This is a genomic window from Billgrantia campisalis, assembly GCF_022341425.1.
Classification (GTDB): Bacteria; Pseudomonadota; Gammaproteobacteria; order Pseudomonadales; family Halomonadaceae; genus Halomonas; species Halomonas campisalis.
Genome location: NZ_JABFUC010000027.1, coordinates 1 through 12,227, shown reverse-complemented (window position 1 = coordinate 12,227; position 12,227 = coordinate 1). Strand labels below are relative to the sequence as shown.

At 63.5% G+C, this 12,227-nt stretch carries 8 protein-coding genes and 1 pseudogene; all 9 read left to right on the top strand.

Going from position 1 to position 12,227, the window contains the following annotated elements:
• Positions 1 to 1,750 (top strand): hypothetical protein (locus HOP52_RS19225; protein ID WP_238979148.1); only part of this gene is annotated, 1,750 nt, incomplete at its 5' end.
• Between the two features lie 132 nt (positions 1,751 to 1,882).
• Positions 1,883 to 2,695 carry a SapC family protein gene (locus HOP52_RS19220; protein WP_238979147.1) on the top strand — a complete coding sequence of 271 codons (813 nt, stop codon included), beginning with the start codon at positions 1,883 to 1,885 and terminating at the stop codon, positions 2,693 to 2,695.
• A 312-nt stretch (positions 2,696 to 3,007) separates the two neighbouring features.
• Positions 3,008 to 7,006, top strand: coding sequence for an O-linked N-acetylglucosamine transferase family protein (locus HOP52_RS19215; RefSeq protein WP_238979146.1), 3,999 nt, complete (start codon positions 3,008 to 3,010; stop codon positions 7,004 to 7,006).
• Positions 7,003 to 7,998 carry a UDP-glucuronic acid decarboxylase family protein gene (locus HOP52_RS19210; protein WP_238979145.1) on the top strand — a complete coding sequence of 332 codons (996 nt, stop codon included), beginning with the start codon at positions 7,003 to 7,005 and terminating at the stop codon, positions 7,996 to 7,998. Before HOP52_RS19215 ends, HOP52_RS19210 begins: the two co-directional genes overlap by 4 nt.
• A 34-nt stretch (positions 7,999 to 8,032) precedes the next feature.
• Positions 8,033 to 9,535 (top strand): hypothetical protein, encoded by a 1,503-nt coding sequence (locus HOP52_RS19205; RefSeq protein WP_238979144.1) that lies wholly within the window; start codon positions 8,033 to 8,035, stop codon positions 9,533 to 9,535.
• A 305-nt stretch (positions 9,536 to 9,840) separates the two neighbouring features.
• A complete protein-coding gene (locus HOP52_RS19200; RefSeq protein WP_238979143.1) occupies positions 9,841 to 10,158 on the top strand; it encodes a hypothetical protein in 318 nt (105 codons plus the stop codon).
• Between the two features lie 45 nt (positions 10,159 to 10,203).
• Positions 10,204 to 10,992, top strand: a complete 789-nt coding sequence (locus HOP52_RS19195; RefSeq protein WP_238979142.1) for a hypothetical protein — start codon at positions 10,204 to 10,206, stop codon at positions 10,990 to 10,992.
• A 196-nt stretch (positions 10,993 to 11,188) separates the two neighbouring features.
• Positions 11,189 to 11,398, top strand: a pseudogene (locus tag HOP52_RS19675) (Rpn family recombination-promoting nuclease/putative transposase); the annotation flags it as partial.
• 118 nt (positions 11,399 to 11,516) lie between these two features.
• Positions 11,517 to 12,128: an Rpn family recombination-promoting nuclease/putative transposase gene (locus HOP52_RS19190; protein WP_275298303.1), complete on the top strand. Its 612-nt coding sequence runs from the start codon at positions 11,517 to 11,519 to the stop codon at positions 12,126 to 12,128.
• Positions 12,129 to 12,227: the final 99 nt, after the last annotated feature.

Here is a 12,227-nt window from a genome sequence, read left to right as displayed (position 1 = left end):
TATCGATGCCAGTGGCCACACCGGTACCCTGACCATGGTGGTCGGGGAAGTGTCTACGGACGGTTTCTCCTTCACCGGCGGCACCGGGGTCAACACCCTCTGGCTGTCCGAAGTGGTGGGCGCGAGCTCGCCTGAGCTGGGTACAGAGGCGGTCTGGACGATCGATCTCTCCAACGCGGCGGCTGACAGTGTGGTGCGCATCACCGACGACGTTGACTTCAGCGGTGGCCCCGACTCGGCTCTCAACGTCGATCTCGGTGGCGACGCTGAACTCCTGCTGGACGGTGACTTCGACTTCGGTGGTGACGATGAGGTCGGCTCCATCAGCGTCAGCGGTGGTCAGATGACCCTCACGGGTCACGTCGACTTCCGTGGCCTGCAGGATGGCACCGATACCAACCTCGATCTGGATGGCGTGACGATCTTCCTCGAGGCGGGTGCCACCGTTCAGATGACCGACGAGCAGTACGAGGCCTTCGTGGCAGCGGGCGGTACCATTGAAGGGCCGGGCACCACCCTGCTGTTGGACGACTTTGTGGATAACACTATCCTCGACAGTGATCTGACAGATGTGCGTGGTCTGACTGAGCTTCAGATCGTTCGTAACAGCGAAGATGGAACTACGGATCCTGCTTCGTCACTTCTCATGACGGGTGCTCAGGCACAACTCGAAGATGGCACCTACCTGGTGGACATTGACGAGGATGGCAACGTCGCGCGCACGTTGGTTGACCCTGATACTGGTTTAGCCAATTCAGACGGTGAGCCGGTTGAGAATGGTGATTTCCGCGCCTTTAGTTCACGGATCACCATCCTGGTGTCCGATGATCGCGATCTGACGGATTTGCAGCTTAAGACCGATACTGGTCCCGAAGACAGGATCGTGATTGGCCACGAAAGTGCACCGGAGCTGAGGATCACCGAGGATCAAGCGGAGATTCTGCGTGCAGAGACCGAGGACCTTGTGGGTGGGCCGTGGGATTTTGGCAACTGGTCCAGCGATGAGGATGACATCCTGGCCGCTGTCTCTGAGCTGAAGGTGGGCATCGAGTTCGTCTTCGACGACCCGGTCACCGGTGAGCCGATCGATCCGCCTGAGACGGCAGACATTACCTTCACGACGACTGTCGATAATGGTGATGTTTCTGTGGCCGTCAGCGGTCTCGCAGCAGCAATGGGTGTGGCTCAGCAGGGTGATGCGGTTGCAGATCTGATGGAGGCCGACTCGGTCGAGACTGTCGAGTTCACCAGCGTTGGCAGCCGTGCCTCGCTGGAGAATGAGCCCGGGGCTGGCTTCGATGCCTATGGTGACGACGCTTCCAGCACCTTCGTGTTCGCATCACTGACTGTCAGCATTGCTGACAACGAAGATGACTTCACGAGCATCACCAACTTCCAGGCGGGTGATGGTGGCGTGGATTCAGATCCGTTCGACATCCTCGACTTCTCTGCTTTCTTTGAAGCGGATGATTTCGACACAGTGGCGTCTGGCACTACTGCCGAGGCTGACCCGGCTGGTCTGATTGTGCTGTTCTCCGGCACTTCTACTCTGACTGCAGGCAACTTTGGTGACGGGGACAATGCGGAGTTTGATGAAAACTTCGATGGTGAAGCCATTATCGTTGCTCAGGATGGTCCTACAGCTAATGCATACCACGTCACTGGTGATGGTGCGGGTAGCATCGATATCGTCCAGATCGCTGAGCTGACCGGTGTCACAGGCGCATTTGTTGAAGAGAACTTCGCCTAATCCCACTCTCTGAGTGAGATGCCTTGACGGCACCCGGCTCCGGCCGGGTGCCCCAGGGTCAAAGCGAATCAAGCCGTAATCCAATGAAACCCTGCCCTCCTTGAGGGTGGGGTTTTTTGACAGGATCCCCATATGACCCGATGGATTCCCCTCGACCCCGCCACCCATCACGAGGCCGGCTGGTTCAAGTACCGCGACTACTCCTTTGCCGCCAAGGATCACCTGGTCCCGGTGGCCATGGCCGAGATCACCCAGGTACTGCCCTGGTACCCGGTGGCCTTCGCGTTCAACGAACAGGCCGACCGCTATCACCTGGTCGCGCTGCTCTCCCTGCAACCGGGCCGTAATATCTATCTCTCCCCCGAGTTCAAGTGGCAGGCGCCCTATGTGCCCAGCCAGTACCGGGGCTATCCCTTTGCCCTGAACGGGGAAGGGCAGCTGTTCATCGACGCCGACAGCGGCCTCTTTGCCGAGACCCAGGCCATCGGTGCCCAGCCGATCTTCGAGCAGGGCGAGCTGGCCGAGCTCACCGGCCAGGTTAAGCAGTTCCACGAGAAGCGACAGCAGGCCCTGGGCACCACCCAGAAACTCGTCGACCAGCTCCACCAGGCCGGGCTGATCAAGCCCTGGGCCATCCGCTGGAAGCCCAAGGATAAGGTACAGACCCTCAAGGGCTACTGCGGCATCGACGAAGCGACCCTGCGCTCGCTGCCCCCCGAGACCTATGCCGAGCTGGCCCACACGGGTGCCCTGGGCCTTGCCTATGTGCAGATCTTTAGCCAGCCCCGGATCGGCGATCTCCAGTTCCGCCACCGCAAACAGCCCGGCACAGGCAAGCCCAGCGACAAAGCCGAGCGTCACCTGCATTCGGTGGAGCAGACCGACAGCCTGGACGCCTTCTTCGGCGAAGGGGATGACGACCTGGAGTTCGACTTCGACCGTTGAGCCGGTCGGCCGAGTGACCCGCGGTGACGAGTGGCGCAGCGCGCTATCGTGGTGAGGTCACACAACACCGCAGCGGCAGGGAATAGAGGCATGGCAGCAAAAAAGCGCAAAGGTGGGGGGAAGCGCGCCCCGGCAAAGCGTCAGCGTCACGGGCAGGCGGTTAAACAGGGCAGGGCACTAACGCCACGCTCACAGCAGGAACTGTTCCAGTTGGCAGGCGTGGAGTTGACCGCGCGAGGGCCGCAGGCCGCCGTCGCGCTTCTTGACCATGCCTTGCATGATGCTTCCCCGGGAGTAAAGCGTGAGAGCGTATTGCAGCTGGCTCAGTGGCTCTCGCATCAGGCACCGACCGATGCCCTGCGCCTGGTGATCTGGGTCACCCTGCGGGAGCCGAATGATCCCGAGCTGTGGCTGATACAGGGGCGCCTGCGGGATCGACTCGGCCAACGCCGGGAGTGTGCGGAAGCCATGCTGGCGGTGCTCAACGCCGAGGCGGCGACCGACGAGCAGCGCCTCCAGGCGGCGCACATGCTGATCCGCTTCGATGCCTCGGGCACGGCGCTGCGTCTGGCGGCTGAGGCCTATGAGCGGCTGGGGCGGCCGCTGGCCTGGGCCAGCGCCATGCTTTACATTGCCCAGCGCGGTGCGGACCTTGACCTGGCCGAGCGGCTGGCGGTGCAGCTGCACGAGGCCTATGCGCGCGAGCCGATCGAGACGCTCAACGAATCGCCCCGCACCCACCTGAACGCCTGTGGCGACGAATCACGCAATCTGGCGGTGATTCGCGCCTATCGACGGCGCAACCTGCCCGCCATGGAGCGCGAGCCACCTGCCGTGACACCGCTGCAAGGGCGGCGCCTGCGTCTGGGCTATCTGTCCAGCGACTATCGTGATCATCCTACGGCGCGGCTGCTGCTGGGGTTGCTGCGCCATCACGACCGCACCCAGTTCGAGATACGGCTCTACTGCAGCGGCTGGGACGACGGCTCGGCCATTCGCCGCGAACTGCTCGCCCATGCCGATGCGCTGCATGGCGTGGCGCAGCTCAGCGATGCCGATGCCGCCGGCCTGATGCGTGAGCACGCGCTGGATATCCTGATTGACGTAAGCGGCCTGACCCGGGCCAATCGTCTGGGCATCCTGGCTCACCGGCCCGCCCCGGTGCAGATCGGCTATCTGGCCTGGCCGGGTAGCTATGGCGGTGACCTGGTCGACTACCTCATCGCCGACGGCTATGTCGTGCCGCCCGAGCGTTCGGCGGCGTACCCCGAGCAGATCATCCGCCTGGCGGGTACCTATCAGGTCAACGACCACCGCCATCAGCCATTGCCCAAGCCGCCGGCGAGGCGCGATGTGGGCCTGCCCGAGGGAAAGGTCTGGGTGCTGGGCATGTTCAATGCCATCGCCAAGGTGCACCGTGGCGCCTGGGACGCCTGGATGAAAATTCTCGTTGCCGTGCCCAATGCCGTCCTCTGGCTGCTCGATCCGGGCCCCGGCGCGGTGGCCAAGCTCATCGAGCACGCGCAGCGCCATGGGGTGGACCCACGACGGCTCATCCTGGCGCCGAGACTGCCCCATGCCGCGCATCAGGCGCGCCTGGCCTGCTGCGACCTGATGCTCGACCCCTGGCCCTACGGCGGGCATACCACCACCAGCGACGCCCTGGCCGCCGGCGTGCCCGTGGTGGCGCTGGAAGGCCACAACTTCGCGGGTCGGGTCAGCGGCAGTCTGCTGCGGGCCGCCGGGATTCGGGTGTTCATTCAGCCCACGGTGGAGGCGTATGTGGCCCTGGTGATTCGGCTGCTGAGCGATCCCCAGGGGCAGGACCTGAGGCGTGCCAGGCGCTTTTTGATCGAAAAGCGCCAGGAGTGCGCGCTGTTCGATGCGCCCGCGGTCGCGCGGCAGCTTGAGCAGGCCTATCGACAGACGCTGACTCGGCACCTTGCCGGCGCGCCGCCCGAGGACATCACCTGTGAGTGGCCGGACATGCCGGCCCCGCACGCGGTGTCTGGGGCAGATGCGCCGCCCGCCGCCGCCCGCGTCGACGCCCCCGAGCCAGCCGGGCAACCACCCGCGAGCGCAACGACGGCGGAGACACCCTCCGTCGATACCCACCTGGAACCTGATGTCCCACCGTTACCCGATGCGGCCCCTTGGGCGGCAAACATGCTGGTCATCGACCCCTGCCTGCAGGCCACCCTGGGGCATTATCAGGTGCTGGATGAAGCGCTGTATCTCGGCGCCCAGGCCAACGGCTGGTCGTGGACCGTGCTGACCCATCGACAGGGTATTGCCCCGTTTCCTATCACGCCCTGTTTTCGTGCCGGCGGCCATGTGTGGGGGCGCGACTGGTTGGACTGGCAGCAGCGCACGCTGGCCCTTGCGGCCTCCTTCGCGGCGGATCTTACCGAGCATGTGACGCCGCGCCTGGCGGGGAACTCGGTGCCCGGGCTGCTGTTGCCGAGTACCACGCTGCCCTTGCTGATCGGCCTGGTACGCTGGCTGGAAACCCTGCCCGAGACCTGTCGTCTGCCCTACCTGGGCCTGCATTTTCATGCCGAGCCGACGTTTGGCCAGCCCGGCAGCCCCATGGCCGCCCAGTGGGGCCAGGACGCCATGACGCGCCTGCAGGCGGTGGTGGCCGCCGGCAAGCTTGCCGAGTATCGCTTCACGGTCGAGCATGATGCGCTGATTGCCCCCTGGGAGGCGGCCGGGTTGTCGCCTGTCACCATGGCCCCTTCCCCCCATGCCTGGCAGGCGTCGAGGCGGCAACGCCCCAGGGATGAGCGGCTCCGGCTACTGTTCATTGGTGGCATGCGCCAGGAGAAGGGCATCCAGGAGCTGTTGAAGGCCTTGCCGACGCTGCTCAGGGAACTGCCACAGCTCGATGTGCGCCTGGTCGCGTCTGTCACCGATGCGAAGCAGAAACAGGCCCTGACCGAACTGGCTGGCCCTCGCGTCTCGATGCGACTGGAGGCCGATCTGCCCTCTTCGATTTTCTATCAGGAAATGGCCGACGCCGATGCGGTGTACTGTGCCTATCGGCCTGGCTTCTATGCGCACAAGGCCTCGGGTATCTTTCAGGAGGCGCAGGCCCTGGGCGTGCCTGCGCTGATTACCGCCGGCACGGGGGCGGCCCAGGATCTGGACACCCTGGGGGGTGGCGCGGTGGTGATACCGACCCTCAATCAGGCGGCGCTGATTGCCGGCTGTCGTGACCTGATCGCGCAGCGCGATGCACTTCGCCAGCGCGCCACCGAGGCGGCGCCGCGTTATGCCGAGCGCAAAACCGGTGTGGCTTGGTGGCAACGCCACACCCGCCCGGGCGATCTTGCCCAAGCGGGTGATAGCACGGCTTCCCCGCCCACCGGGCCAGTGTCAACCGGATCAGTTTCCGCCAACAGGGCCATTGCGGCTCCCCACGCCGTGGCCATGCCCCGGGTGAGTTTTATCACCACCTGCAAGCACCGGCTTCACCACCTTCAGCAGACGCTGCCTTTGTTGATCGAGGCGGGCGCCGACGAGATCATCGTGGTGGACTACGGCTGCCCGCAGCAGACCCGGGCCTGGGTGGCCGAGCACTACCCCCAGGTCAAGGTCGTGCATGTCGATGACGACCCCGGCTTCAACCTGGCGCGTGCCCGCAACCTGGGCGCGGCCCAGGCCACAGGCGATTGGCTGGTGATGATCGATGCGGACATCTGTATCCAGCCGGGCTGGCTCGCCTGGCAGCGTGAACACCTGACCCCGCACTGCTTCTATCGCGCCGCGCCGGTGGCGGGGAAGCGGGACAAGGAAACCTGGGGCACCTGCATCTGCCCGCGCCGCTGGTTCGAGCGGCTCGGCGGCTATGACGAGGCCTTCCAAGGCTGGGGAGGAGAGGACGACGACCTCTACCGTCGTCTGGTGTCTGCAGGGCTGAGCGAAGCGTCGTATCCGTCAACCTTTGTCAGTCCGATCCGCCATGGTGACGACGAGCGTGTGCGCTACAGCGACATCAAGGCGCTGGAGGCCAACCATGTCATCAATCACCTTTACATCGCAGCCAAACAGCAGGCCATGCAGGTGATGGCCCCGGGGCGCCGTTCCCTCAGGCAACCAGGCCTTGCGGATCGACAGGCGATGATGGCCACCATCCACAAGGCCGTGACGCGTTGGGTGGCCGATCCGTCTCAGCCCATGGCGCCGATCACCTTTCAGGCCGAGGGACTGGGCTGGTCGGCTGGAACGCATCGGCTGCGCCTGCGCGCCAAGTGCGAGGTGAGCATGGTCTCGGCTGCCTCAGCACCCCACAAGGACACATCATCATGACGGTTCATCCGCGTAGCCTCGTCACCGGGGGCGCCGGCTTCCTGGGCTCCCACCTCTGTGAACGTCTCCTCAATGAGGGGCACGAGGTGCTCTGTGTGGACAATGTCTATACCGGGGACAAACGCAACATCTACCATTTGCTGCATCACCCGCGCTTCGAGTTCATGCGCCACGACATTACCTTTCCCCTCTATGTCGAGGTGGATGCCATCTATCACTTGGCTTGCCCGGCGTCACCTATCCATTACCAGCGTGATCCGGTGCAGACCACCAAGACCGCGGTGATGGGCACGATCAACATGCTGGGCCTGGCCAAGCGTCTCAAGGTGCCCCTGCTGCAGGCGTCCACGTCGGAAGTCTACGGTGATCCCGAGGTACATCCCCAGCCCGAGAGCTACCGGGGCAGTGTGAACCCGATCGGCCCGCGTGCCTGTTACGATGAAGGCAAGCGCTGTGCGGAAACCCTATGTTTCGACTACCACCGGCAACACGGTACTGCCATCAAGGTCGTGCGCATCTTCAACACCTATGGGCCACGCATGCATCCCCACGATGGCCGTGTCATCTCCAATTTCATTGGCCAAGCGTTGCGTGGTGATCCTATCACCCTGTATGGCGATGGCAGGCAGACCCGCAGCTTTTGCTATGTGGATGATCTGATCGAAGGCTTGGTACGCATGATGGCCACGGGGCCCTCAGTGACCGGCCCGATCAACCTGGGCAACCCGGCGGAAATCACCGTCGTTGAACTGGCCGAGCGTATCCGTCGGCTGACGAATACGGCCGCCCCTCTCGATTATCAGCCACTGCCGCAAGATGACCCGCGTCAGCGACAGCCGGATATCACCTTGGCTCGGCAAGTGCTGGACTGGGCGCCTGAGGTGCCACTGGGCGAGGGGCTGGCGGCAACCGTGGCGTACTTTCAAGAGGCGGGGGCAGATCACGATGTCTCGGCACGCCATGCCGCTGCGCCGGGGGCGTTTAAGCAATGATGACGTCGACCGCTGATACACAGGAACCGATGTAATGGCCAGACGCAAGCCACACCCGCAGCGAAAGGCGCACAGCGCCTCCGCGTCTCGCACCGCCCCCGCGCCGGCGGCCGCCAAGCGACCCAGCGCGGATTTTACCGATAGCGTGATGAAGCAACGCCTGCACGCGATTCCGCACCTGGGTTCCAATGCCTACCTGCTGGCCCTCGCGGCCTGGCAGCGCGGGCTCAAGGTCACCTTTCACTACGAGATGGCCAGCCACTGCCCGCGCTTCGCCCATCTGCCGTTCTCCGGCTACCGCGGCGAGTTCCTCACCATCGGCGATGGGCGTCGCCACCACGCCTTCTATCGCGTGATGGGGGATCGCACGACACAGCAGGCCAGCGCCGCCTGCGAGTCCAAGCCGCATACCTTGGACTGTTGGCGTCAGGCGGGCTTGCCGGTAGCGGATGGTCAGGTGATAGAAGTGGGGCATGCCGCCGAGGCAGAACCGCTGCTCGCTCGACACCCCCAGGGCCGCTTTATTCTCAAACCAGTGGCCGGCACCCTGGCGCAAGGCATTCACCGCCGGCTCAGCGCCGACCAGGTGCGTGACCTGCTCAACGCCGCATCCGAACCTCTCCTGCTCGAGGAGTATGTGGAGGGCACCGAATACCGCGTCTTTGTCACCGCGGGTCGTGTCGTCGCCGCCAGAATACGCCGGCCTGCCTGCATTCTCGGCGACGGTACGCGGACGATTGCCGAGTGTGTGGCCCACAAGGTCGCCCAGCGGCGTCAGCACCCCGTCTATGGCCAGGAGCCTTTTGGGCTTGATGAGGTATCTCTTGCCTTTCTTGCCCAGCAAGGTCGTTCCCCCGGTGATGTTCCCGCACCAGGAGAAGTGGTCTACCTCAACGACATTCCCGATACGCATCTAGGCGGAGACCTGATCGACGGTGACGACCGGCTTCCCTCTCAGGCTGCCAGCATCGCGATCCAGGCAACCGCAGCGCTCGGCCTGCCCCACGCGGGTCTCGATATGCTGGTATGCGAAACGGACAGCGTTGACGCCCCTCGCGTGGTGTTGCTGGAGGCCAACCAGAACCCCTACATCCAGCTCTCTACTGTGCCGATGCCGGGCATCCTGCCCGCCAAGGGTAACCGCATCGCCGAGTCGATCATCGATGACTACTTCCCAAGCAGCGTGACGCGACCCCGCTTCCCCCGCGCGAGCTTCGACTTCACCGCCATCTGCCAGATGCTGACCACCGGCATCGTCAGCGAAGTCAGCCTGCCGGTGCTGGGCGCGGACTGGGTGCACGAGCGCCTTACCCTTCCGGCGACCCAGGTGGATCAGGCCATCGTCGATCGGATTCACCAGGTGCGACTGCGCCATGGCCTCCATGTGCAGCTGGTCAAAAGCGAGACCGGCGATGTGATCGTCGACGCCGTCGCCCCCCGGGAGCGCTGGGCGCGCTTCTGCGCGCAGGCCCTGCCGGAAAGGGCAGCCTCTGTCTCAACCTCAACCCCCCCTTCCACTACCACCACCCCGATCTAGGACACCACGACACCATGCGAATTCTGACTCTTAAGCCGCTCTTTCTGGCCACTGCCCTTGCCCTGCTGGTCAGCGGCTGCGGCCGTGTGCCTCTGGTCCCGCTCCTGTAACGGTCTCATCGCAGGGCGAGGCCATGCCGGGCCAGCACCGCGGCTCCATCGCCAGCACCACTTGAGTGGTGGGGGAAGGGGCTTCGACAGACAGATCGGGTAGGGCGCCCGGAGTCGAGATAGCTAACCAAACCGTCCCTTTCAGCACTGAAAGAGGGGGCTCATTGGAAACCAGCGAGAATCAGTAGAGGTATCATGTTGTTGATAGCCGTAGTGGTAGCATTGATGGTCACTGGGATAGTTGCCTGGTCAGTGCAGGCAGGCAAGCGCTTCATGAAAGCTGCGCTGTACCACTACTATCTGGACCAGTCGGAGCTCCTGCGAGAGGTGCATGGCGACCACGCTCCTGTTGCCGCCTTGGCCTATCAGATGGCCGTGCAGAAGTATCAGGTAATGAATGATCACCCCCAGAATTCTCACTTCTGTTTCGATGTTCTTCATCATCAGCGGCAAGTGTATGGCACCCGCTCAGCTATGCTGGCAGCGGCACGCCACCGTCAATTCCCCGAATAGCGGATTGGCCGCTAGACCCCCGCTGGGCTCTGACACGAGGAACCTATGCCATTGCTAGCCCGCCTGCTGGACAACCGTCGCCGGGCCAAGGCACGCGCTACGCTTCGCGACCTGCTCACCAGGCACCAAGCCCGTATCGGGCATAATGCTTTTCCCAGGCGTACCTCCACCTTGCTTGTCGAGGGAAGCTGGAGAGCCAATCACGAGGTGTTCACAGGGGATCTGGCCAGGGTTGAGGGCGCCCTGGCCGGGGTTCGCCAGCCCAAGCCGCGGTATCAGCTTGTTGCCGTGGTAGCGCTCAGTGAAGCCATCGAAGGACTGCGCAACGAAGCGCCCGACTCCCTGATGTTTTTCACGCTACTCTCCGCGCATCGCGAGCTGCTGCAACGCACAGCCGCCGACGTGGGGCGGGGGCTGATCCCTGACGGACTCGAGGAACGCCTGCTGCGCTGGGGTATAGAGGTTTACAACCAGGCGAGTACCCATCCCCAGGTCAAAGCACGCTATCCCGCCTTGTCACTGCCGCTGGCCAACAAGAAAGGCGACCGCGGCCATCGGAGCCAAGGCGCAGCAGCTGTGAGGCGCACCCAAGCGGACGACAGCGCTGAACAGGTGCGTGGCCGAGATGACGAATGCAAGCCCTCGCCCGTCCATGGGGGGCAGCGGTACCATTCGCCGCAGCGAAACGACAATGCAGAAGCCCCGCAGTGGAGTGCTGAAAAAATCGCCCGTCACCTGATCGAGATGGAGGTGCTCAGCAGCGAGCAGATCGCTGAGGCCACGGGACTGACGGTGGCCGAGGTTGAAGCGCAGCGTGGTGACGACAAGGGATAATCGGGGACAGGGATAATCGGGGACAGACCCTCAATAACGGACCCTCAATAACGACCTTCCCTGACCAGTCCCCGGGGATGGGGCCTGTGGGCAGTGGCACTGGATAGCGGGTAGCGGGTAGCGGGGCAGGGGGACCCAGAGGAAGCCAGGGAGCGCTGTGCTATGCTGAGCCCCTTGGTTTCAGGATGCAGCGCGTATGGCAGACGCCACCCCCAATCATCACGACACCGGGTACAAGGAGCTGTTCAGCTCCCCCCCCCAAGTTGTGTTGGTCAGGGGCGTCCAGCAGCTGATCGAAGGCTTTGCCCCGTCCGAGATCGCAAGGCTGATGGACTTCTCGACGCTGCAGAATCACAGCGGCAACTACATCACCCCGCTGTTCGAGGAGAAGTTCGAGGACGTGGTGTGGTCGGTCGAGATCACCTGGCAGGGCCTCACTCAGCGGGTCTTCCTGTATATCCTGCTGGACAAATTCATCGGGAATGAATTTGGGCGAACTTCAGTTCGCCCGAAGGGTGGGCGCCATGGATGGCGCACATCAATTCCAGTCCCGGGTAGACCACACCATGCCGATCCGGCTGATGCACTACGTGGCCTGCTTCTACGACCACCTGCTCAAGACCACCGAGACCACCCCAAGCCAGGGACTGCCCCCGATTCTGCCCATCGTGCTCTACAACGGCTCCCGGCGTTGGACGGCTGAGCAGGATATCTACACCATGATCCGACCGGAACCCCCGTCGTTCCTCGGGGTCTACCAGCCCCACCTGCGCTACTACCTGGTCGACGAAGGGCGCTACACTGACGAGGAGCTCGGTCTGGTACAGAGCCCGTTGAGCGGGGTGTTCAGCATCGAGAAGGCGTCAGCCGACAGGGAAGGGCTGCAGCGTGCCGTGGATCGGATCGTGGCGATCATCCAGGCCGACCCCAACAAGGATCGTATCGACCGGATCATCACCCGCTGGCTCAAGCGTCACCTGCAGCGGCTCGGGGCTGAGGTCAACCTGGATCAGCTCAACAGTTTGGTGGAGGACAAAGACATGCTGGCAGAGAATTTGGAGAACTGGGCGAAGAAGGAGCGGCTGGAAGGTGAGCAGCTGGGTGCTGAGAAGGCTATCCGGCGTCAACTACTTTGACCGGTCGGCGACAATTAAAATGACCGGTTGGGTGGGGTTGTTGTCGTCAGCCTGACGACGCGACCTTTCCTCCTTGTAATTGACGCTGATAGGCGCGTT

Coding starts and splice junctions, on each gene's coding strand:
- HOP52_RS19220 (WP_238979147.1), top strand. CDS start 1,883: ATGACCCGATGGATTCCCCTCGACCCCGCCACCCATCACGAGGCCGGC.
- HOP52_RS19210 (WP_238979145.1), top strand. CDS start 7,003: ATGACGGTTCATCCGCGTAGCCTCGTCACCGGGGGCGCCGGCTTCCTG.
- HOP52_RS19205 (WP_238979144.1), top strand. CDS start 8,033: ATGGCCAGACGCAAGCCACACCCGCAGCGAAAGGCGCACAGCGCCTCC.
- HOP52_RS19200 (WP_238979143.1), top strand. CDS start 9,841: ATGTTGTTGATAGCCGTAGTGGTAGCATTGATGGTCACTGGGATAGTT.
- HOP52_RS19195 (WP_238979142.1), top strand. CDS start 10,204: ATGCCATTGCTAGCCCGCCTGCTGGACAACCGTCGCCGGGCCAAGGCA.
- HOP52_RS19190 (WP_275298303.1), top strand. CDS start 11,517: ATGGATGGCGCACATCAATTCCAGTCCCGGGTAGACCACACCATGCCG.